The organism is Pseudomonadota bacterium, assembly GCA_022361155.1.
Taxonomy (GTDB): Bacteria; Myxococcota_A; Polyangia; order Polyangiales; family JAKSBK01; genus JAKSBK01.
Map to the genome: position 1 here is coordinate 28,309 of JAKSBK010000307.1, position 22,543 is coordinate 50,851.

At 65.0% G+C, this 22,543-nt stretch carries 20 protein-coding genes; 6 read left to right on the forward strand and 14 right to left on the reverse strand.

Translation table 11 applies throughout. The annotated features are described in order from the left end of the window. The first annotated feature begins 59 nt into the window (after positions 1–59). A complete protein-coding gene (locus MJD61_12080; protein MCG8556007.1) occupies positions 60–2,054 on the forward strand; it encodes a CRTAC1 family protein in 1,995 nt (664 codons plus the stop codon). A 14-nt stretch (positions 2,055–2,068) separates the two neighbouring features. On the opposite strand, the gene MJD61_12085 is transcribed toward MJD61_12080, so the two are convergent. The 6 genes from MJD61_12085 to MJD61_12110 all read right to left on the reverse strand — a co-directional run bounded on the left by MJD61_12085 (position 2,069) and on the right by MJD61_12110 (position 7,421). Next, positions 2,069–3,682: a hypothetical protein gene (locus MJD61_12085; GenBank protein ID MCG8556008.1), complete on the reverse strand. Its 1,614-nt coding sequence runs from the start codon at positions 3,680–3,682 to the stop codon at positions 2,069–2,071. Between the two features lie 4 nt (positions 3,683–3,686). Next, the gene (gene gmk, locus MJD61_12090; protein MCG8556009.1) at positions 3,687–4,301 is read right to left on the reverse strand and encodes a guanylate kinase; all 615 of its coding nucleotides are present in this window, start codon (positions 4,299–4,301) and stop codon (positions 3,687–3,689) included. Between the two features lie 21 nt (positions 4,302–4,322). Next, entirely contained in the window at positions 4,323–5,189 is an 867-nt protein-coding gene (locus tag MJD61_12095; GenBank protein MCG8556010.1) for a DUF1732 domain-containing protein, read from the reverse strand. A 93-nt stretch (positions 5,190–5,282) separates the two neighbouring features. Next, positions 5,283–5,795: a DUF507 family protein gene (locus MJD61_12100; GenBank protein ID MCG8556011.1), complete on the reverse strand. Its 513-nt coding sequence runs from the start codon at positions 5,793–5,795 to the stop codon at positions 5,283–5,285. A 105-nt stretch (positions 5,796–5,900) separates the two neighbouring features. After that, the gene (locus MJD61_12105; GenBank protein MCG8556012.1) at positions 5,901–6,542 is read right to left on the reverse strand and encodes an ABC transporter substrate-binding protein; all 642 of its coding nucleotides are present in this window, start codon (positions 6,540–6,542) and stop codon (positions 5,901–5,903) included. Between the two features lie 111 nt (positions 6,543–6,653). Beyond that, complete coding sequence (locus tag MJD61_12110; protein ID MCG8556013.1) at positions 6,654–7,421, reverse strand: response regulator; 768 nt, start codon at positions 7,419–7,421, stop codon at positions 6,654–6,656. 111 nt (positions 7,422–7,532) lie between these two features. Between MJD61_12110 and trmB the strand changes: the two genes are divergently transcribed. Continuing rightward, positions 7,533–8,198, forward strand: coding sequence for a tRNA (guanosine(46)-N7)-methyltransferase TrmB (gene trmB / locus MJD61_12115; protein MCG8556014.1), 666 nt, complete (start codon positions 7,533–7,535; stop codon positions 8,196–8,198). A 293-nt stretch (positions 8,199–8,491) separates the two neighbouring features. On the opposite strand, the gene MJD61_12120 is transcribed toward trmB, so the two are convergent. The 6 genes from MJD61_12120 to MJD61_12145 all read right to left on the reverse strand — a co-directional run bounded on the left by MJD61_12120 (position 8,492) and on the right by MJD61_12145 (position 15,957). Continuing rightward, positions 8,492–9,901 (reverse strand): amidase, encoded by a 1,410-nt coding sequence (locus tag MJD61_12120; protein ID MCG8556015.1) that lies wholly within the window; start codon positions 9,899–9,901, stop codon positions 8,492–8,494. 133 nt (positions 9,902–10,034) lie between these two features. Next, positions 10,035–12,842, reverse strand: a complete 2,808-nt coding sequence (locus tag MJD61_12125) for a TonB family protein (protein ID MCG8556016.1) — start codon at positions 12,840–12,842, stop codon at positions 10,035–10,037. Next, a complete protein-coding gene (locus tag MJD61_12130) occupies positions 12,839–13,867 on the reverse strand; it encodes a hypothetical protein (GenBank protein MCG8556017.1) in 1,029 nt (342 codons plus the stop codon). The genes MJD61_12125 and MJD61_12130 overlap by 4 nt, the downstream gene beginning before the upstream one ends. 29 nt (positions 13,868–13,896) lie before the next feature. Further along, entirely contained in the window at positions 13,897–14,802 is a 906-nt protein-coding gene (locus tag MJD61_12135; GenBank protein MCG8556018.1) for an energy transducer TonB, read from the reverse strand. Between the two features lie 47 nt (positions 14,803–14,849). Continuing rightward, on the reverse strand, positions 14,850–15,281 hold the full coding sequence (locus tag MJD61_12140; protein ID MCG8556019.1) for a biopolymer transporter ExbD: 432 nt from the start codon (positions 15,279–15,281) through the stop codon (positions 14,850–14,852). Position 15,282: 1 nt separating this feature from the next. Then, positions 15,283–15,957, reverse strand: coding sequence for a MotA/TolQ/ExbB proton channel family protein (locus tag MJD61_12145; protein MCG8556020.1), 675 nt, complete (start codon positions 15,955–15,957; stop codon positions 15,283–15,285). A 477-nt stretch (positions 15,958–16,434) separates the two neighbouring features. On the opposite strand from MJD61_12145, the gene MJD61_12150 reads away from it, so the two are divergent. The 4 genes from MJD61_12150 (at position 16,435) to MJD61_12165 (ending at position 21,996) form a co-directional block, all read left to right on the forward strand. Then, a complete protein-coding gene (locus MJD61_12150; protein ID MCG8556021.1) occupies positions 16,435–17,772 on the forward strand; it encodes an acetylglutamate kinase in 1,338 nt (445 codons plus the stop codon). Then, positions 17,769–18,737: an N-acetyl-gamma-glutamyl-phosphate reductase gene (gene argC / locus MJD61_12155; protein ID MCG8556022.1), complete on the forward strand. Its 969-nt coding sequence runs from the start codon at positions 17,769–17,771 to the stop codon at positions 18,735–18,737. The genes MJD61_12150 and argC overlap by 4 nt, the downstream gene beginning before the upstream one ends. A gap of 90 nt (positions 18,738–18,827) precedes the next feature. Beyond that, positions 18,828–20,225: an insulinase family protein gene (locus MJD61_12160; GenBank protein MCG8556023.1), complete on the forward strand. Its 1,398-nt coding sequence runs from the start codon at positions 18,828–18,830 to the stop codon at positions 20,223–20,225. 64 nt (positions 20,226–20,289) lie between these two features. Beyond that, positions 20,290–21,996: an insulinase family protein gene (locus tag MJD61_12165; GenBank protein ID MCG8556024.1), complete on the forward strand. Its 1,707-nt coding sequence runs from the start codon at positions 20,290–20,292 to the stop codon at positions 21,994–21,996. Between the two features lie 77 nt (positions 21,997–22,073). Here MJD61_12165 and MJD61_12170 read toward each other — a convergent pair whose 3' ends face one another. Then, positions 22,074–22,334, reverse strand: coding sequence for a type II toxin-antitoxin system RelE/ParE family toxin (locus MJD61_12170; GenBank protein MCG8556025.1), 261 nt, complete (start codon positions 22,332–22,334; stop codon positions 22,074–22,076). Further along, the coding region (locus tag MJD61_12175) for a hypothetical protein (GenBank protein ID MCG8556026.1) at positions 22,321–22,543 on the reverse strand (223 nt) is incomplete at its 5' end. The genes MJD61_12170 and MJD61_12175, both read right to left, overlap by 14 nt.

Sequence of the window (22,543 nt, forward strand, 5' to 3'; positions counted from 1 at the left end):
GGCGAGCGTTTTGCCCATTGGGAGACGCCGTGCGATTATTCCGCCGGGTGCAGGCGCCTATGAAGCGGACCCTTTCCCTTGCCGTAGTGTTTGCGTGCGTTTCGTGCGTCGACAATTCGGCGCTGTTCGAACCGTGCTCGCCAGGCGACGCTGTCCGGGGTGTGATGGGGATGCCGGATTCCTGCCCGCCGCCTACTGCGGGCGCGGGGGCGTACTTCGAGTACCTGGGGGACGTGTTCGAGGCACCGCCGGCGCCGGAACCCCTACCTTTCGAGGTGCTGGCGACCGACATGGATTTGGACGGGGATCCCGATCTCCTGATCAACTGGCATCAACTGGTGCGCATGGAGCTATTCGAAAACGTCGACGGGCGCTTTGTGCTGACAAATCCGCGCGGCAACGATCGGACCGGTCTTTGGGACAGCGTGCACGTTTCGGAATTCTTCGCGCATGAAGGGGAGCTGCCCAAGACCATCAATGGCGACGTTTCGGGTCTGTATGTGTGGCACGACATCGATCGCGCCAGAGGGCACTGGCATCTGTACTTCGTTCCGCCTGCTGCTGGCGGCTCGGGTACGGGACTGCGCGGGTCGAGAATTCGCATCGAAATCACTGCGAACTCGCCGCTCACCGTGGCCTCAGGCCTCGAGGCACGGGAATACGTCCTGACGAAGCCGACCGAGCTACTGGTCGAGTTGGAACTTCCGGGCACGCGCGACGTCCGGCTGCGCACGCTGAAACCGGAGCCGCGCCTCGAGATCCGTGCCTCGGGCACGAGCCCTGGGGCGGCAACCGCGGGCGGCACGAGAAGCCCGTTGCCGGTTTTTGTCGGTCCACAGCGAGTCGAGGTGGCGTCGGGACACGTAGTGCTCACCAAACCCGACCCACATGGCATGGCATGGGTCCAAATCGAGGGCTCCCCCGAGCCGGAGCTCTACCTGACTCGCGGGGCCATGCAGGGCACCAGCAACAAGTACGATCGTTTCTTCACCTACACCGGCACGCCGCACCTGTTCGAGTTGGGCTTCCCTTCGCCGGGAAGCATCGGGCGCGGCCGGCAGGTGGCTTGGGTCGACCTCGAAGCCGACGGCGGGTTGGAGCTCTACGTCAGCAACGAGTCGACGCCCAACGACCTGTGGAAGCTCGAGCCGAATCCCGCGGGACGGATGCGCTTCGTTCAAGCAGCGGGTGCTCTCGGGCTAGACGGCCATGGCGCTGAATCGTTCGCTTGGCTCGACCTCGACCGAGATGGCTTCGAGGACATGATCGCCATAGACAAGTGGAAGCAGAGCCAGCTGCAAGTCTATTGGAATCGCGCTGGCGAGCGCTTCGAGCGCGTACCCGGGACGGACCTGGGGTTGGAGTTCCCCATGCCGGACGTTCGAGTGGAAGGAAACTATATCGACTATTCGATGCACCTGGTTGACTTCGACAACAACGGCGAGCTCGATCTGCTCGTCAACGGCGCAGCCAGCGTGCTCTACATGCAAGATTCCGGCAGCTTTCGCGACCTGACCCAAACCTGGGAGCTCGATCACATGTGGCATGCCCGCTTGGTGCCGCTGGACGCTAACGCAGATAGCTTCGTCGACCTCCTGCACGTGGGCATCGAGTCCTTTCTGTTGCTGAACCAAGACGGCAAACGCTTCAAACGCGTGGATCAAGACTTCGCGATCGGTCGCTTCACGGGCGTGTGCGTTGCGGACTTCGACCAGAACGGTAGCCAGGACCTCGTCATGGCCGGTCCCGGGCAACGCTTGTTCGCGCGAAATCTGCGGCCCGCGCGCGGTGTGATGGTGTCCATCCGCTCGAGTGGCCGGACGCCTCCAGTGGGTGCCCTGGTGACAGCCCACTACGCCGACGGTCGCAAACACCGGCAGCGCTACGGCTCTGCCTACTCGACCCGCTACTCGCAGAGCTTGTTGCCGCTGCACTTCGGGGTGCCGGCTCATACAACCCTGTCGCATTTTGTCGTGCGTTGGCCGGGTGAGGTCCAGGATCAGCGGGTGGACGTGGCCCCGGGCACACGATCGCTGCTGCTGGAGCAACCCTGAGCCGAGCGCTGTCTTCACTCGCTGCGGGCCTTGGCGTTTTGGCGGGAGGGGTGCGGGGCGCGCTCGAAGTAGGGCTTCATCAGCGCGGGCAGCGCCTCGGGTCCGCTTTCTACCAGGGCGCGCCGGCATTCCCGGTGTGGGATCCGTTTTGGGCCGGCCACGCTGCCGCGGTTGTTGTCAGAGTCCATGAGCAACCACGGTCTGTCGGGTCCGACGTCGTCCGGGTGAAACGGCTGGTTCAAGAGCACATGCCCGAGCTCATGTGCCAGGGTCCACGCGGTTCGCTGTTGACGTAAGCCGTTGCGGTCCAGCAGGACCACGTTGACGAGCGAGCTTTGACTGGCCTCGATAAAGGCCTCGCCTTGCCGCGTGCCGTGACTGAAGCGGTTTACAATCAGCACGTCGATCGTGCTCGGATCATCGTCCGCGAGCAACTTGATGAGCGTGCGCTCCTCGAGGGTGCCGCTTGCCGCGGTCATGTTGTTGAACTCGTCGAGCCCATCGCTCAGATCCACGGCTCCGATCGTCAGCGACTGGCGTGCGTCGGTCGTCAGGGCAACGCCCGCCATGGGCGCTATTGGAGCAAGTTGGTTTGACGCATGGCGCACCACGATGTCGGCCGTGGGCCCGGCTCCGAATTCGGTGCGGGCATTGACGGTCACCCTGGGCCGGAAACCCATGAGGCGCAGGGCTCGTGCGATCTGCAGCGCGCTCTGGGTGGGTGTCGCCCCCGCCACCGAGGTGACAGCAGGCAGCGGACGGCCCGCCACAGTGAAACGAACGAGTCCTCCGCCTGCCGCCGGCAGGCCGTTGCCGTTGCTCACCGCAAGCAACGCCGGCGGCGGTGGGTCTACGACCTGGACATCGGCGAGTTCCGGCGCTCCGAACGTGACGAAGCACTGCAGCCAAATCTCGTTTGCGATCGCGATTTGTTCGCGTGCGATGTCAAGTCCCGTAGACTCGCTGCCGCCCACAACGGGTCTACCGTCGGCTCCCGCGCGCAAGATGCGAACCCGCAGCGGGACCATCCGCGCTGCCAGCGGACCGTGGTCGTGCCCTGGGCGGCCAACCCGAACCTCGTGAGACAGCGTGCGGGAGTGCGTGCGGTAGCTGAGCCGGATCCGGTCGCGCAATCCGACCAGCAAGAGCTGGCGGTCCACGCCAGAGGCTTCCCTGTCTATTCGATCTGCGACCAGTCGCACGAATTTGGAGCGAAAGGCTGATCCGGGACGCGGGCGCCTGAGTACGAGCATCAGCTCATCCCGAACGCGACCGTTCGAATCGATGCTCTGCAGCTTGGCCTCGGCTCGAAGGCCCCTCGCCGCAGGATCGAGGACCTGCATGCGCAGGTTGTCGGCATCCGGGCTGTGGCTGTCGTAGGCGAAATCCCGCGCCAGCGTGGGAGCGTTGGCCACTTGGTGCGAGATGCCCACGGCGCCTCGGGCGGGGTCGATAGGCTGGTTGCGTGCGTTCAAAATGCTGAGCACCGCGCCCTTGACGTCGATGCGGCGACCCGAGCTGGGCTGAGCAACGGCCCTAGACGCGCCAACGATCAGCAACGACGCAGCCAACGCAAGGGTGGTTGTTCGCCGGAGGAGATCGTAGCGCCGAACGCAGAGGCTACTCATCCGTCTAGGATGCGGTCTGCAGCAGGCGTTCGGCACGCGCCGCCATTCGCCAACGACGCGCCTGCTCGGCCGTGACGATGCTTCGCAAGGTCTGTTTGGCTGCTTCCAGGTCGTCGTTGACCACGAGATAGTCGAACAGACCGTAGTACTCGACCTCACGGGCTGCATTGCGGAAGCGCCTCTCGATCGTGGCGGCGTCGTCCGACGCCCGGTCGCGCAGCCGCCGCTTCAACTCGGGCATCGAAGGCGGCAGCACAAACACGCTCACCGCATCGGGTCGCGCGGCCCGGATCTGTCTGGCCCCTTGGTAGTCGATGTCAAAGACGATGCCGCGTTTGCCTGCCCCGCTGCAGCGCGCGATCTCCGCGAGGCTGGTGCCATACAGGTAGCCGTGCACCTGCGCCCACTCTGCGAACTCGTTGCCGTCGATCATTCTCTGGAATTCCCCCGGGTCCACGAAACGGTAGTCTTGGCCATCCACCTCGTGGCTGCGGGGCTTTCGTGTCGTGTAGGAGACGGAAAAGCCAAGCTCGGGGAAATGGTCGAGCAGGTTCCTGGTCAGCGTGGTCTTGCCCGCGCCCGACGGCGAGGAGATGATGAGCAGCAGTAGATCGTTCATGAAGCGCCGAATTGTACGGGATCAAAGAACGTTCTGCACCTGCTCGCGCATGCGTTCCAGGGCTTGCTTGAGCTCCACGACCTGTCCCCTGGCTTGTGCGCTGGCTAGCTTGGCGCCGGCCGTGTTGATCTCGCGCACCATCTCCTGAAGCAGGAATTCCAGACGCTTGCCTACAGGTGTGTCCCCGGGTCCAAGCAGCGCACGAAACTGCTTGCAGTGACTGGCAAAGCGAGCCAATTCCTCGGTCACGTCGCTGCGGTCGGCAAAGAGCACGATTTCGTGTTCCAGGCGGGCGGGATCCAACGCGACGTCAGTTCCCTGAAGGAGGCGAGCCACTCGTGCTCGCAGGGCCTGCAGGTAGTCGTCGCTGCGACCGGCCGCCAGGCTCTCGATCGCGCGCAGACACGCAAGCGCTTGTAGCGCAAGGCGTTCAAGCTCCGCGGCCAGGTGGCCGCCTTCCCTGATTCGCATCGCCACCAATTCACCGCATGCCCGCTCGGTTGCAAGGCTCAGCGCCTGCCTGACCGACTCGGGATCACCAACGGTGCGGACAACGAACAACCCGGGCACCGCAGCGAGCAGCGAGAGCGGCACCGGCTCATCCGGGCTCAGCTCGTCTCGTAGCTCGCAAAGCGCGCCGAAGGCAGCACGTGCGTGCTCGCGCTGCAATGCCGGCCGCCCGACTTTCGGGCCCTGGAGGGAGGCGTTGAGCTCGATGCGGCCGCGAACCAGGTGGCGGCGGACCACTTCGTCCGCCGTACCGGCGAAGGCTCCGAGCTCATCCCCCACGTGTACGCGCACGTCCAGAAAGCGGTGGTTGACAGCCCTGGCCTCGACAACCAGCATGCCCTGCTCCGACGCAGCGCAGCCGCTGCCAAATCCCGTCATGCTCAGCATCGTTGTCGCCGGCAACGGGCCCGAGTCCGCCTGTCACGAGGCAACTCGTCGCTTCCACGGGGCAACAGCTCGGGTTTCGCGGTCCTACTGTAGCCGTTTCCTCTTCTTGATTTGCTGCATGACACGCGCGTACTCCACCTCGAAGCTGGCCGTACCCTCCTCGAGGTTCTTGATTTTCGAACGCACCTCACGATCGAGATCGGTTTCTACATCCATGTGCTTGCTGAGTATCGTCTTGATCGTGGTACGCAGCTCCGGGTCGGTTCCATAGATCTCGGCGACGTTCGCGCTATGGAACAGGATGTTCAGAATCTGCTCCAGCAGGTAGGGCAGGATCTCTTCGTGACCGGGGGCGCCGCGTTCCTTGGCCACTTGGTTCTTGACCTTGCCCAGGTGACCGTAACCGAGACCCCGTACTTCCATGCGGTTCTTGGCCTCCTCGACGATCTGGCGGTCGAGACGCAAATACTCCTTCAATACAGCCTCCACATCGAGCACGGCTTCGCCCTCGTCGTCTACTTCGATCTGGCCCGCCTCGGCTAGGCTGTGAATTGTTTCCTGCGCTATTGGCTCGACTTTGCCACGGTACAGACGCATCAGCTACGTTCCTTGGTCTCGAGCGAGTTCCTGAGAGCTGCGCTGGGCCGTTGTACTAGTGCCTGCGAGAGCTGCGAGCAAGTCACGAGGCCTAACGGGAAGGAGCTAAGGCGCCGTCGAGCCCAGACGCTTGCGCATGCGTTTTACCAAGGTGTCCCAACCGTCTTTGCGAATGATCCGATTGAACTGGCTGCGGTAGTTGCGCACCAGGCTCACGCCATCGGTGGTGATGTCGAACACTCTCCAGGCGCCGGCCTTTGTTGCTAGTGAGTACTCGATCTCCAGGGCGGGAGCCCGCGGGTTCGTTTTGGAACGCGCCACGGTACGCACCACCACGCCATCGCTCCCGCGGGCCTCTCCCGTGTAGCTCACGCGATAGTCCAGGGTATCCTCCAGGCTCTTCTGGTAGCTGCGCTCTACGAGCCGCCGCAGCAGCGCGACAAATCCCTTGCGGCGTGCCGAGCTCAATCCTTCCCAATGATCGGCCAATGCGCGCCGCGAAAGGCCCTCGAAGTCCAACAGCTCCCGCAACTCCCGGTTGAGGCGTTTCGTTCGTGTTTCCCGAGCGGCTGCGCTCTTGCCCGTTTCCCGCAGCAGCTTCTGCAAGCTCGCGTGACGGGTCTTTACGAACTCGGTGGCGCCCGCCTGCTGTGCGGATGCGGGATCGAGCAGCAGCTGCGACAGGAGCAGCAGCGCGGCGACGACGCTGTGAGCCAGTACCACTTGCCGTTGGTTGAACCTGACCACGAGGCCTCCTCGGCTCTTGGACGGGACAGGTGCCGGCCTATTCAGGGTGGTTCGGCTCGAAATCGGTGACCGATGCGCGCCCAGGCTCGGCACGGGGGCTTGATTGGGGTACTAGCCGCTGGTCAGACGACGGATTTCTTCGCGGATGATGGTTTCGGCCAGGTCCGGAACCACCTCCCATACGACCTGCTCGACCACTTCGCGCGAAAGCGCAAGCACCGCCTGGATCTGGTGTGCGGTCAGATCCAGTGCCTTCAGCCGCTCCGCCAGGTTTGCGCTGGCGGCCGAGGCAGCCTCGGCGGCGCTCGGTGGCGCCGGCTTGCGAATCGAAGGTGTCGGAGGAGGCGTGGCGGCCGCTGCGGGTGGCGGGGGAGCCGGGCGCGCGCCCGGAGTTGGCGGGGGGCCTGGCGGGCCAGGCGCGTACGCCAAGGTTGCCGTGCGAGCTCGCACCGCTGTGGACGGTGGAGGCTTGGGCGCCGCAGCTGCCGCCGGCGTTGCTGCAACGGCGTCGGTGCTCCCCGCGGCTGCCAGCTGGCGAACCCGATCGATCACCGATTGGGTATCGAAGGGCTTGACGATGTGCCCATCCACGGCGCACTCCTTGCCCTTGGACTGGTCAAAGGGGCGCTTTTGGCTTGCCATCACCACGACGGGCGTAGTGCCAAGCTCCGCCTTGATGGCCCGCGAAACTTCATAGCCGTCCATTCCATCCATGGTAGCGTCCGCGAGCACGATGTCGGGCTGCAGCTCGCGCGCCTTGGTAAGTGCACCGGCGCCGTTTTCAACGGTGACAACGCGATCGCCCTCGCCCGCGAATGTCATCTCGAGCACACGACGCATCGTGGCGCTGTCGTCTGCCACCAAAATCGTGACCGGCACTGAGGCCTCCTCAAGTGAAGAGAAACAGCCGAATGTTCAGGGTCCGGATACGTAAGCTACACGCCAAGGTCAAGAAAATCCAGGGATTGGCGCTGATCCTGGAGCGATTCGATGTTCGGCGCGGAGTTGACTGGGCTGGCGTGCGGGATTACCAGCCCGCACGTGTCCGAAGCTGGCCAGCGGCGCCCCAATTACGTTGCGCTCGCCCCGCAGGCGCCTTTGGGAGCGATCTGCGCTCCGGACTTGCTTGGCGGTGTGAGGGAGCTCGAGCTCGAGCTTGGCTTCGGGCGTGGAGGCTTCCTGCTGGAGCGTGCGCGCGCGTGCCGAAGCAGGGGTCTGATCGGAATCGAGCTCAAAGCCAAGTGGGTCTGCGTGGCAGCCTGCCGCTTGCGGGAGCAGCGTCTGCACAATGTGCGCGTTTTCCACGGGGACGCGAGGGAGCTGTTGCCGCGCTTCGAACCGGATGCGTGCATCCGGCGCGCATTCGTTCACTTTCCCGACCCGTGGTGGAAGAAGCGGCACCTGAAGCGACGTCTGCTCGGCGACACCCTGGTTCAAGAGCTGGCCAGGCTGCTGGAGCCCGCGGGCGAGCTCTTCGTGCAGACCGACGTACAAGAACGCGCCGTCGAGCTCGCGGCACGGCTGCGGGTGCATCCTGGGTTTTGCCTGCAACAGCAGCCTCCTGACGTCAACCCGTACGGAGCGCGCTCGAACCGGGAGCGACGTGCCGAGCAGGATGGGTTGCCGATCTACCGTGTGCTCGCGCGCCGAACCTAGCCGTTCCTGTCCAGAATCGCGCCAGGGCGGCTTACGTCCTCGAAAAAAGTCCTCTCCCTGGCATCGATTCTGGAAAGGAGCTGAGGTGTCGGCCAGACATGGATGAGCTAGTGCCCGTCCCGAAACTCCGGACCGAGCATGGCGCAGCGCCGCGGGGTCGGATGGCGTGTTGGCGAACCGAGGAAATGCAGCGCATGCGGTTGGAATCGAGCAGGGTCGAGCGTGAGCCGGCGCGGCAGACGGCTTCGCGCCGCAAGCCAGGCGACGGGAGCGAGTTTTGGACCGGACACGAACTAGCTGATCGGCCAGTCGGGGTGCCATGGGCGCTCGCGCTCGAAAGCGCGCGCGGCTTGCAACACCACGTCGTCGCGGCGAAACGGTCCCACGATCTGCATGCCAATGGGCAGGCCCGACCCGGTCATGCCTGCTCGCACGCTCGCGCCTGGGTTCCAGGTCAGGCTGAAGGGAATCGTGAACAGGCCGGCGGCGTTTGGATCGCGGGCCCAGCTGTCGAGCTCGCCCGGGAAAGGACCGCCTGCGGCGGGAGCCTCGTAGGGGGTGGTGGGGGTTAGGAGCAGGTCCACATCCGCAAAGGTCCGGGCGCACCACGCGAGCACCGCAGCCCGGCGCTCCTGGATTTCGCCCCACCGTGTTGGGCCCATTTCCCGAGCCTGGCGCAGAGCCTGCTGCAGATAGCGGGCGAGCAGGGGTCGCGCCGCAGGCAGCTGCCGGCGCAATTTGGCGGCCAGCTCCCAGGCGACCAGGCTCATCCAGGCATCCCCCGCGGGTGGCGGCCCCCCGGTGATGGTGCGGATTTCGTGGCCAAGGCTCTCGTACACGCGCGCGCTTGCCTCTACCGCGGCGCCGATTTCGGCCTGCACCTGCGCGTGCCCGAGGTCGAGGGAAAGTCCGATCGTCAGCTTCGGCAACGCGCAGTTGCGGGTGCGCTCCAGAAAGGAATAGCCGCTCTGCGGTAGCGACGACGGGTCCTCGGGGGCAGGACCGGTCAGCAAGTCGACAAGCAGGGCAGCGTCTTGCACCGTCTTGGTCAACGGGCCGCAGACGAGCACCTGACTCGCGTCCCAGATCCGGGGCGAGGCCACGGGAACGCGACCGCGTGAAGGCTTGAGACCGAAAGCGCCGGACCAGGCGGCCGGGATTCGAATCGAACCGCCAGCGTCGCTCGCCGTGACCAGCGGCAGCATGCCGGACACCAGGGCGGCGGCAGAGCCCCCGCTCGAGCCGCCGGGTGTTCGCTCCGGGTTCCAGGGACTGCGGGTGACTCCGTGCAACAGGTTCTTCGTGAGCGCGCTGGTGCCGAACTCGGGCACGTTCGTCTTACCGACGACAATCGCTCCGGCAGCGCGCAGCCGCGCCACATGGATCTCGTCTCGTTGTGCTACCGCGTTGCCGAACAGCCTGGATCCGTGCGAGGTGACCAAGCCTGTCGCGTCCTCGAGATCCTTGACCCCGCAGGGAATCCCCTCGAGCGGGCGCGCGCGCCCGCTCGTGAGGCGCGTGTCTGCCCGGCGCGCCTCGCTTAGAAGCGCATCCGGGTCTCGCATGGCGACGAGCGCGTTGACCTCGGCGTTCTTGGTCTCGATGCAGCCGAGCACCGCTTGCATGAGCTCGACGGCGGAGAGCTTGCGCCGGCTGAGCTGCTCGCAGAGCTCGATCAGGCTCCAGCGTGCAATGTCGTGCATGCAAGCCTTGGGGTCCGCGGAAGAATAACTCGCCTGTATCGCCGGGGGCCGGGCGCCGCTGGCAAGGCGCAACGACGAGGAATATTGGGGATATTTCGAGGAGGCGCAACATAGCCGGCAGCGCCCCGAACCCTTACCACTCGCCCTTGACTCCGATGATGGGGATGATGGGCAAGCCGCCCTGCACGTCGCTGTCGCTGAAATCGTAGTTGTAGACGATGCCTTGAGGGTTCTTGCGGTTGTAGGCGTTGATCACGCTCAGGTATGCCGAGAGTCGCCAGACGTCGTAGACCCAGGTCTTGTCGACGCGCAGGTCCATTTGATGGAAGCTTGGCGCTCGGGCCGAGTTGAGCGCTCCGGGAACCGCCACGTATTCGTCGCGCTCGTGGACGTACACACCATAAGCGACCGGCGTGTACGGATTGCCGGAGACGATACGCCAGCGCAGGCCGAGCTCCCAGTTGCGGGGCAATCGGTAGGACGCGACCAGTGCGAAGATGTGGGTCTGATCGAAATCGAACGGCCGGTAGTCGTTCGAGCCGGCGTCCAGTCGTTCGGCTCGCATCAGCGTGTAGGAGAGCCAGCCGCGGAAGTTGTTGGCAAACTTGTGCTCGATGAACGTCTCCGCACCGTACACGCGGCCGGTGCGGTTGTTGTCGAAGTAGAGCGGTACGAGCTGCTCGTTGCTGGCCCGGACGGCGTCTGTGGGACCCACCAGCCGGTAGAGGGACTTGTAGAACAACGTGAAGTCTGCGCGCAGGTACTCCACGGGCCGTGCTTCGACGCCCACCGAATACTGAGCTCCCGCCTGCAGTCTGAGGTCGGGATTGCCGAACTCGGGTGAGTACTCCCAGGGTTGAGGCTCTTGGTGCACGACCGCTACCCCGGCTTTGAGCGCAAACCGATCCCAATCGTAGCGAACCAAAAGACGCGGATCGAAGCTGAACTCGCTGGCCGCCTCGAAGTAATCGAGCCGCAGACCAGGGACGAGTCGAAAGCGGCCCACCTGCAGCTCGGCCTCGATAAACGGAGCCAGGCTGAAGCCGATATCGTTGTCTTCGCTTGCGGTCCTGGATGTTCGAGGATCGAAGTCCTGCGGTCCCGAGCCTTCGCTCGGCGGGCTCGGGGCAAGCACGAAGACGTCGGTCACGCTCGCGATCGCGTCCAAGCCCAGATTGACGCGCACGGCGGGGCTCAAGGTGAAGGCAGCGGTGTTGCGCACCTGAAGCGTGGTGGGACGAATATCGAGCTTGAAGATGCCAAGCCCTTGGACGTCGATGACATCCTTGCCCAGCGCGACGCGCAGATGATTCGAGAACGTCCGATCCGGCGTGTAGCGGTACTCCAGCATGGCTCGGTTGAAACGAGTCGCGAAGGACGCGCCATTGCTCTGTGCGAGGGGTACGACATCCGCGGCGTCCGCGAACAACAACTCGAGCCTGTCGTCCGATCCGAGGAACAAGAAGCGCAGGTCGTGCGCCGGTGCCGGGCGATACACCGCCAGCACCTGGTAGTCGTAGTAGCGGGGCGCGGTGATCAGTCCGATGGGGGCATCGTCCGGAATCGCCGCGTTCAGCACGAAGTCGATGTAGCTGCGGCGTGCGCCCAGCGCGATGGCGGCCTTGTCGCCCAGAGGCATTTCGAGGAACAGCGCGGTGTCGAGCAAACTGATGTCCAGGGATCCGTGCACCCCGTCGGGCTCGAGGCGCTTGAGCCGTGCGTCGAAGATACCGCCGAGTGCGCGCCCGTACTGCACTCCGAAGTTGCCGGGATAGAAGTCGATGCTCTCGAGCATGCTGGCGGGCAGCACGCTCTTGAGCCCGCCGAAGTGGTACACGAGCGGCAGCTCGATGCCCTCCACGAAGATACGCGTGTCTTCAGGAGCCGATCCCCGAACGATGATCTCGCCGGTCCCGTCGAACGCTCGCGCGACCCCCGGAAGGTTTTCGACCACGAGCACAGGGTCGCCCAGGGTGCCCGGTACGCGGAGAATCTCCTCGCGCGACAGGCTACGACGATTGACCTCCTTGCGAGCGCGCGGGGCTTCCACGAGCACCTCGAAAGGGTTGTAGGAGCCGCGCTCCACGTAGTAGCGCACATCCACGCGCTCGCCCGCGCTCACGCGTTCCTCGGTGTCGAGGGCGTAGTAGCCTTGGGCGTCGAGGCGGAGTTTCCAGATGCCAGGGGCTAGGTCGCGGAATCTGAAACGGCCGCTTGCGTCCGTAGTGGCTTCGTAGGCTTCGGGCGGCCGGCTTCCCTTTCGCGTGACGCTGACCAGGACACCCACGAGCTTGCTGCGCGTTCCGCGTTCGAGCAGCTCGCCCGCGAAGTTGACCACCGGAGCCCTCGGGGGTGGGGGCTCGGGCGAGCGCGCGGGGGCAGCCGTGGCGGAGCCGCTGGCCGCCGGCGGGGCGGCCAGGGGCGGAAGGGCGAAGTTGAACGAGTACTCGATCCGAACCGGTACGGGCACTCCGTTCTCGCGCGCGGGCTCGAAGTGCAATCGGCCGGCTGCCTCGCGTGCCGCCTGCTCGAAGCCGTAGTCGCTGTCCTTGGGCAGGGCCACGCCTTGTTCGGTCGCGGCCAAGCTCTGCGATACGCCGACCACGCTGGCGCTGCCCGAGGCGTCGATCTCGAGCTCGAGCACCACCCGGCCCTGAACACGCTCCGCCAGCGCCCTCTCGGGATAGACCGCATCGGCGGCGCGTTTCAGCACCGGAGGCTCGAGCAGCGGCTGCTGGGCGGACTGTTCCGCCGCCGCAGTGCCCGTTTCCGGCTGCGCAGCTTGTCCGGTCTGTCCGCGCGCAGTCTGTCCATGCGCAGCCGGTAGCGCGAGCGCCAGGGCGGCTGCCACGACAAGCGAGCCCGTTGCGCTTCGCTTCGTCGTGGCTCGCCAACTCGTTCGGCCTGCTGCCGCAGTGGAGCCCGTGTGCAGCCCCATCATGGCGCGATCAACCTGACCCTGCGCTCCTGCCAGTCCACGCCACCTCGCCCGTCGCGCAGCACGACCCACAGCCGGGCTGTATCGCGCGGGTAGTCCGCCGTCATGGGCGCGATCCAGGAGTTGGAACGCAGGTTGTCCAGGCTCGTTTCGCCTTCCCGAAACGAAGTCCGCGTTTGGTCGTACTCGCCCCCCTCCGTGAACCAGGTGGCTGTGAGGTCCTCGCGTTGCGGGTCACCGTTGTCGCCGATGTAGGTCTCGACGCTCTCGGGTGCGAGCTCGAACTCGAGCCGGTGCTCGGCGCCGCGTTCGAGCTCCACGGCGGGCTCACCGGTGAGCGGCATGAGCCGCCCGCCTTGGTCGACCTGGAGCTGCATCAACCTCGGGTTCTGGTTGGGAGCGCTGTCGCGGCTGAAGAGCAGAGCAAGGTCGCGGATGGCTCGGACCCGCTCGGTGGCGCTTTCGACCTCCAGTCGAATACGGACGTTTAGCGCGCGGCCCGAACAGTCGGGAATGGGCAGGTTCTGCGAGCTCCCGCCCAGCGACGCCTGCAGCCCTGACCGCAGCAGTACGCATATCCATTGCAGCTGACCTTCCGCCAGACCGTAGGCGAACTGCGCGCTCGGCTCGTTGCCGAGCACAAGCGGCGGCAGGGCGGCCTGATCGAGCCCCAGTGCGTCCCGCAAGGCGTCGAGCTCGGCGGAACCGATCGGGCAGTCGCTGTCGCTGCCGGCAGGAGTCGCAAGCGGGCACCAGCTCCAGCGGTAGGACGCTTGGTCGTCGCTGACCAACGCGGTCAGGGTGCTAACTGCGACGCTCGCTTGTCCGGGCCGCTGCGTGACCTCGGGAGCAGCAGTCCCTGGGTCCGCAGACCGAGCTGGCAGCAGCTCCGGCGGGTCGGCCCGCAGCCCCAAGACGCGCAGGCCTTGCACCTCGTTGTAGGGCGCAAAATCCGGCTCGCAGCCGGCACACCACACGCCCAAGCAGATGGCCGCAACCGCCCCTAAATGTCGTGCTCCCGTGCGCATGGTTCACCTGGTGTCGTGGGTCCCTGGCCCTAGCCCTTGTCGTTGAGTCGATACTTCACAGGGTACGCCAGCGTATAGACGAAAGGCTTTCCGTTCTTGCGTGCCGGTGTGTAGCGCTGGCGGTAGGCGGCTTCAACCGCGTTGGCGTTGAACTCGGCGTGCGGTGATGCCTTTACGATCTTGACGGCGACGACCCTACCTCGCCTGTCGATGCGCACCTCGAGCACCACCTGCCCTTCGATGTTCTGGGCGCGCAGCAGCTCGGGGTACTCGGGTTTGACGCGACCGATCCAGCGTGGAAGCTCGATGCTGTCCCCCTTTTGCGCCACATAGCTGGCCCGGCGGTTCGTAGCTGCTGCGCGCGGTGCAGGTGGCGGTACCGCTCTCGCCAGCTTCGGATCGCTGGCCGTGCCTGCGGTCTGGCCGAGCAGGGTGTTGCCAACCGCGAACCCCGGTCCCTTGCCTGCCTGCACGGTGGACTCGAAGCGCAGCCCGACGATGCGCCGGGGAGGTGAGGGCGCCGGCGGGGTCGGCTGTGGTGGTGGCCTGGGTCGCTCGCGCACCAGGGGCTTGGGTTTGGGGCGGCGCTTCGGCTTGGGTGTTGGCTGCTCCGGTTTTGGCTTTGGTTTCGGCTTCGGCTCAGGGGGAGGAGGGGGAGGGGGTTTTTGTTCTACTATCGCGACCTTGATGCGCTCTTCGCGCAGCTGCTTGGCGCCGTCGTCCAGCAGGCGGTTGACGCCTGCGATCGCGAGCGCGACCGCGACGTGGACACCGAGCGCAACGGCCAGCAGGACGGCTACGCCCGCGGAGCGCATGCGGCTTTTCCGCTTTCCGGACAGCAGCGGATCGGGACCCCGATCAGCGGGGCTGAGGGCGCGCCCGGTTCGTTTGCGGCGTGCCTTACGCATTTCGAGACGATGCCGATGGGTTGACATGGGTTGCTGTCCTGCAGCGGTGACCACGTGCTTGGGACCGCAGGCGATTACGGCTGCTGGACAGTGGGGCCTTTCGCCTTGCGCTGGATGTCCAGGGCGAAGCTCGCCACACCGTTGCTCTTGACGACGTCGATGGCCGACATGACGTGCTGGTAGGCAACGCGTTTGTCAGCGGCGATCACCGCCTGCAGCTTGGGGTCGGCGGCCTTGAGGCGCCGTACCTCGTCCGCCAGCGTGCGCCCATCTACCTGGCGACCGTCGATGAGCAGCTGCCCGTCGGCCTCGATCACGATGTTGAGGGTCGACGCGACGGCGCTGCCGGCGCTCGCCGCCTTGGGTAGCTCGACCACGATCGAGGCACGCACAATCTGCACGGCAGTGACCATCAATACCACGAGCAGTACCAGCACAACGTCCACGAAGGGCGTCACGTTGATGTCGGCCATGAAGCGGCCTCGGGAACCCAGGGGGCCGGCCATGTCAGCGCTCCACGGACAGGGATTGCCGCCCGTTTGCGTGTTCCGCCTTGAGGTGAGAAAGCAGGGTGCGGGCCAGCAGCTGGCTCGAGGCCAGGCGTGACTGAACCTGTCCCCCGAACCAGTTGTAGGCGATCACGGCGGGAATGGCGACGAACAACCCCACTCCCGTAGCCACCAGCGCTTCCGAGATGGCCCCCATGAGCCCGGGGCCGGCCGAGGTGAGGTCGTACTGAAGCTGGGAGAAGGCCTGGATGATGCCCAGGACCGTCCCGAAGAGCCCGATGAAGGGCGCGTTGCTGCCGACGGTGGCCAGAAACCCGAGCCGCGCCTGGTAGCGTTCCGTTTCCGTGGCGGTGGCACCCTCCACGAGGTCCTGGACCGAATCGGCTCCCATGTGGTGCTCGCGCAGGCCGAACAGCACGGTGTTGGTTTCCAGGCTGTCGTAGCCCTGAAGAAAGCGCGACGCCGCCGCCATATCGCCCTGCGACAGCAGCTGGCTGAGCCGAGCACGCAGCGCGTCGGCATCCACCGCATGACTACGGTAGAACCAAGCCCGCTCCAGCATGACGGCTACGGAGAGAAGCGAGAGGGCAAACAGCAGCCAAAGCACCCATTCCGCTTCGAATATCGGCAGCTCCATCAGCCTGCCGACAAGTCCTGTATCGCTCGAGGTCATGGATCACGCTCCTCCTTTTTTCCCTTTCCTTACTGGTTCTTCCCGGTTGGGTCGCCTGCGTGCAAGTGAGCGGCCTGTACATCGAGGATACGATTTATCTGGGGAGGGCGCAGTTTAGGGGCATTGGGTTCATATTCGATGCCCGAAATCATTTGCGATACCATGTGCCCGGTATTCCTGCTCGTCGTGCCATGCCAGCTACGCCCGGTCCTCTGCGGTCCGCACGGGTTATCGCTACCGTCGTTCGAGTTGACGCGCCGTGCCGGGGAGGCCACAGAGTCGCGTCCGGGGCTGTGCGGCCCTGTGTCGAGTGGGCATCGGAGAGCGTTACGTGAACGACCTGGCCAAGCACTTCCTTCCGGCTGTTCGGGATCCCGTCTTTGGCTCTGCCCCGACCGCTCCCGGAGCCTCCGGGCTCGTGGAACGGGAAGGGGACCGCCGGTCGCGCGTAACTTTGCTCAATGCGGAGCACATGGGGTGAACGCGGAGGCGCGGACCCGGCACGTCATCGCGCGCCTGCTCACGAACCTGGGCAGCCGCAAGGAGGTCGAACAGTATCTGAAGACCTACGCCGGCGCGGAGGCACAGAAGTTCGCGGTCATCAAGGTGGGAGGGCGGATCCTGGATGAGCAACTGGATGCCCTGACCTCTTCCTTGAGCTTCCTGTACGAGGTTGGGCTGTATCCGGTCGTCGTGCACGGGGCCGGAGCACAGCTCAATCGAGCGCTGGAGGAGGCGGGCATCGCCAGCGAGCGGATCGACGGGCTGCGCGTCACGACTCCTGAAGTCCTCGATGTGGCGCGGCGGGTATTCCAGCTCGAAAACAACCGTATCGTCATGGCGCTCGAACGCATGGGCACTCGCGCGCGTCCGCTTACGTCCGGGGTCTTTCAAGCGCGCACCTCTCCCGATCGGCGCCTCGGGCTGGTCGGCGAGGTCCAGGGCGTGGCGCTCGCGCCGCTGAAATGGTGTATCGAGGCCGGTCAGCTGCCCATCATCGCTCCGCTCGGTGAGTCGGCACAGGGGCAGATCCTCAACCTCAATGCCGATGTAGCGGCGCGGGAGCTGGCTTGGGCGCTCGAGCCACACAAGATCGTGTTTCTTACGGACACGGGCGGGTTGTTGGATGATAAGAAACGCATCTTGGGCGCCGTCAATTTCGCGGAAGACTACGACGAATTGATGGCTCAGGAGTGGGTGAAGGCGGGCATGCGGCTCAAGCTGCAGCAGATCAAGGAACTGCTCGACAAGCTGCCGCTCATGTCCTCCGTGTCGATCACTTCCCCACAACACCTCGCTCGCGAGTTGTTCACGCATACCGGGGCGGGCACCCTGCTGCGGATCGGAGAACGGGTGCGCCGCTTCGACGGTCTCTCGGGGGTCGACTGTGTACGACTGCGCGTTCTGCTCGAAGCGTGCTTCGATGCTGAGCTTGCTCCGGACTACTTCGAGACCCGGCGTTGCTGCCGCGTCTATCTTGCCGACAGCTACCACGGCTCGGCCATAGTGACTCGGCAGGGCGGAATCCCATACCTCGACAAGTTCGCTGTGACCGACGAGGCTCAAGGTCGAGGCGTGGGCGGCAGCATCTGGCAGCGCATGCGACGAGACAACACCAAGCTCTTCTGGCGCGCCCGTGCCGGAAACCCCACCAACGCCTGGTATTTCGCACGCGCCGACGGCATGTACCGCAGTGCCGAATGGGTGATTTTTTGGTACGGGCTCGAGGGTTTTGACGAGATGAAACGTTGCGCCCAACAGGCATTGGCTGTGCCGCCCACGATCCGGCGAGGCAGCCGAGGGGGACGAGCGTGAAGCGCGTCGGCTTGGTCGGTGGACGGGGCTACGTCGGTCGGGAGCTGCTTGGATTGCTGCGCGCGCACCCGTCGTTGCGGTTGGCCTACGCCTCATCACGGGAGCTTGAGGGGCGTCCTGTCTTCGATACCGAGCCAGCACTGTGCTTCGAGGCGCTTTCACCCTCTGACGTCCAAAGCCGCGATGTCGATGCCGTGGTCTTGGCACTACCCAACGGCCGAAGCGCTGACTGGATCGCAGCGCTCGAGAGCCGGGACTCCGGCTGCGTTATTGTCGATCTGTCGAGCGACCAGCGTTTCGCAGCAGGGAGGCACGCGGGGTTCGTCTACGGGCTGCCCGAGCGCTGCCGGGACAAGCTGCGTGGAGCTTGGCGCATCGCCAACCCGGGCTGCTACGCTACGGGGATCCAGCTCGCCGCCGATCCGTTCTTGGAGGTGCTTGATGGACCCTTGCAGGTGTTTGGTGTTTCCGGCTTTAGCGGCGCTGGCACCAGCCCCTCGCCAAGGAACGATCCCGAGCTGCTGCGTGACAACCTTCTCGCCTACCATCTGGTGGGGCATACGCACGAGCGAGAGGCAGCCGAGCAGCTTGGCCACGAGGTACACTTCACGCCCCACGTTGCTTCGTGGTTTCGCGGCATCCACCTGACGCTGGCCTTTCGCTTGAAGCGGCCCATGGCGCTCGAGGTCCTGAGACAGCGGCTCGAGCGACGCTACGAGAACGAACCTCTCGTGCGCGTCCAGCAGCAAGTGCCTCGCGTGCGGGAGATCGTGGGCGAACACCACGTTGCCGTGGGCGGCCTCGCGGCCGATGAGCGCAGAGCCGTCGTCGTAGCGATCATCGATAATCTGCTCAAGGGCGCTGCAACCCAGGCGTTGCAGAACCTCAACCTGGCCCTTGGATTACCGGAGCACCAGGGCTTGGCGCTGCCCGGTACCCTGTGCCGGAAGCTTGATCCAGAGTAGGGCTTGACGATACCGGTGCTCCAGAGTTACGCATCGGTTTTGCGGGTCGCTGGCATGGAGTCCGTGCGACGGAAAAGCGAGGAGGCTTCCATGAAGGTGCCGGTAGCGTGCCAGACGCACGCTTCGAGGCTTGCCACGCGCTCGAGCTCGGTTGCGTGGTCGAGTCTGGTAATGGCGTTGTGGCTAGCGCAGGTGGGCGACGCACGTGCCAAGGATCCCGAGCTTTCGTTCGAGCGCTACCGGCTCGACAACGGGCTCGAGGTCATCCTGCACCGGGACAACAGCGTGCCGATCGTCGCGGTCGACGTGTGGTACCATGTTGGCTCGGGCGATGAAGTGGCAGGCAAGAGCGGCTTTGCTCACCTCTTCGAGCACATGTTGTTCCAGGGTTCGCAGCACGTGGGGGAGGATCGCCATTTCGAGGTGCTCAAGACCGTAGGGGCGAGCGGCGTCAACGGCAGCACCAACACCGACCGCACGAACTACTTCGAGGTCGTGCCGTCGCACCAGCTCGAGACGGCTCTTTGGCTCGAGAGCGATCGCATGGGCTACCTGCTTCCCATACTCAACCGCAAGAGCCTCGACAACCAGATCGATGTGGTGCGCAACGAGAAACGACAGCGCATCGACAACGTGCCCTACGGGTCGAGCTACATGGAGCTCTACGCCGCGCTCTATCCAGAAGGCCACCCGTACCACCATTCGGTGATCGGCAAGCACGAGGATCTCGCGAGCGCGACCGTGGCCGATGTGGTGGGTTTCTACGAGACGTGGTACGCGCCGGCCAACGCGACGCTGGTAATCGCGGGGGACTTCGAGACCACCGCCGTCAGGCTCGCAGTCCAGAAGTGGTTTGGCAGCTTTCCTCTAACCTCCAAGCCCGCCCATCGCAGCGCGGCGGTCCCAGAGGTAACGCGGACGCGCAAGCAGGTCCCCGACGCGTTCGCCAAGCTGCGCCAGATCACGTACGCCTGGCACACCCCCGCGGCCTACCGGGAGGGCGATGCCGAATTCGACATACTGGCCGACGTGCTGGCGAGTCGCACCGGACGGCTTGAGAAGATCCTGGTGCAAGACAGGCAGTTGGCCCAGCGGGTCAGCGCCCGTCAGACCTCGCAACAGCTAGGGTCGTACTTTCAGGTTTCCGCTCTGGTCAAATCCGGCGCCGATCTCGGTCTCGTCGAGCGCATCATGAAAGAAGAAATCGGCAAGGTAGTCGCCCAACCGGTCAGCCAGCGCGAGTTCGACCGCGCGGTGGTGGGCTACGAAGCGCGTTTCGTATGGCGGCTCGAATCGCTTATCGCCCGGGCCGAGACGCTTCACGGCTACAACCACTACCTCGGCGATCCCGGGTCGATCACGCGAGACCTCGACCGCTTCCGCAAGTCTTCGCCGTCGAAGGTCCAATCGTTTGCCGCCAAGCATCTGACCAAGGACAAACGGATCGAGATCCTCACGCTGCCCACCGCCGCTGCAAGCACGAGCTAAGGGCCCGCGGAAGAACAACTCATCCATTTACTTTGTGGTTACTTTGTGGCGGAGCCTAACCATCATGAAAGCCAGCACCAGCAACCCATCGGCGGTCTCCGCCGCTTTCAGCCCATCGGTGCGGGCGGCCGCTTTCAGCCTATCGGCGCCGGTCCCCGCCGCCTTGTCCGCCTTGCTGTTGACCCTGGCAGGATGTGCGGGGGCCGCGCCGCCTCCGGCCAGCAGCGCGGCTCGAGCGGGCTCGGCCTCTGCCGTGCAAGCCGCTGCGGCCCCCACCGTTCCGGCTGCCCCCAAGCAGCAAGCCTTTCCCCAGGAGGCGTTTCGGCGTAGCCAGCCGGCAGCCGCCGTTCCGCGCCCTTTCCAGCTTCCGGCGGTGCAGAACTTCCAGTTGAAGAACGGCATCGAGGTGTATCTGGTCGAAAAGCACGACCTGCCCATCATATCGGGCAGCCTGTCGTTCGACGCCGGCGAGATCAACGACCCGAGCAACAAGATAGGACTGGCGAGTGTGTGCATGGACATGATGTCCGAGGGCACGAAGAAGCTCGACCGGATGGCGTTCAACGAGGCCTTGGCCGACATCGCCTCGGACGTGAGCAGCCACGCGCGCAGCGACACGCAGGAGGTCTCCTTTCGCACCCTCAGCAAACACCTCGATAGAACTTTCGAGCTGTTCGCAGATACGGTGCGCAATCCCGGGATGCGCAAGGTAGACTTCGACCGCGTCGTCCGGCAGCGGCTCGAGCGTTTGAAGCAGGAGAAGGGCTCGGCCACCTCGGTGGCGAGACGACTTGCCGATCACGTCCTGTACGGTGCTCGGCACCCCCTGGGTCGCATCGTCACCGACAAGACGCTGAAACGACTGCGCGTGGGCGACTGCAAGCGCTATCACCGCAGCACCGTCAGACCCAGGGGCGCCACGTTGTTCGTGGTGGGCGATATGACCCAGGGCCAGGTGCGGGCCAAGTTCGACACGGGGCTCGCAGGCTGGAATGGCAAGCCCAAGGGGCGTGCGAGCGCACGGACCCCGAAGTCGCGGGGCAGCAAGCTCTACTTCGTCAACGTGGCCGGATCGGCTCAGTCCGCGATTCGGATCATGCACTTCGGCCCCACACGCAACGCCCGCGACTACTTTGCTAACAGCATGATGTCGTCGGTGCTGGGCGGCGGCTTCAGCGGGCGCGTCAACATGAACCTGCGCGAAGACAAGGGCTACTCGTATGGAGCGTTCGGAACGTTCCAGTACAAGCGCAACCACGGCACGTTCGTTGCCGGCTCGTCGGTGCGCAGTGACGCGACCTACCAGTCCGTGATCGAGCTCATGGACGAGATCAAGGGCCTTCAGTCAGCCGGCAAGCCCATCACGCAGGCCGAGCTGACCCGGGAGCAGAACGGCGCCATCCTCGGCTTGCCGGCTCGCTTTGCCACGGCGCCGCAGGCCCTGTGGATGTACCGCGAGCTCGTGTACTTCGGCCTGCCGCTCGACTACTGGAACAACTACGTGGGCCATGTGCGCGAGGTGACGTTGGAGCAGGCGGCGGCGTCGGCAAGTGCCCACCTCAGGCCCGAGGCGGCCTTGGTGCTCGTGGTGGGCGACGCGAAGGCCCCCATGATCCAGCGCAACCAGGACGGCAAGGATGTGCCGCTGCTCGATGCTGCGGGCAAGCCGGTTACGCTGCTGGCCTCGCTCAAGGAGCTTGCCCGCAGCGTCCCCATCGGTGCCGGCAAGGTCACAACGCTTGATGCGGATGGCAGAATCCTGGCGAAGTAGGCCGGGCGCGCTTGACGTGCGGCGCTGTTGCGCCGCACGCTCGCGTTGCGAGCACTCGACCTGCAACGAAGTTCAGGCTAGCGATAAACGTCTTGCCGGTGACCGATCTTGAGGACGATGACGAGGACTCGCTCTTCGATGATGTTGTAGATGATTCGGTAGCGGCCGACGCGAATGCGCAGCACGTCATCGTAGCCCGAGAGCTTCCGGCTGCCCTGTGGTCGCGGGTCTGACTCGAGTTGTTTGAGCGCTGCAGCGATGCGCCGCAGGTCATCGCGGGGTAGCTTACGAAGCGCCTTTTCGGCCGAGCGCGAGAGCTCGACGCTATAGCAGCCCATCCAGCTTGAGCTCGCGCAGGATATCTTCGAGTGGTCGGGTGGTCTCGGCTCGCAGCGCCTTGAGATCCTCGATATCTTCCAACTCTTCGAGTCGGTCGAGCAGTGCGTCTTCGACAAAACGGCCGAGTTTCACGCCGTGGCCCTCGCAATAGCGATCGACAGCGCGTTTCACGCGCCTGTCAACGCGTGTGGCGAGCTGAACCTGTCTA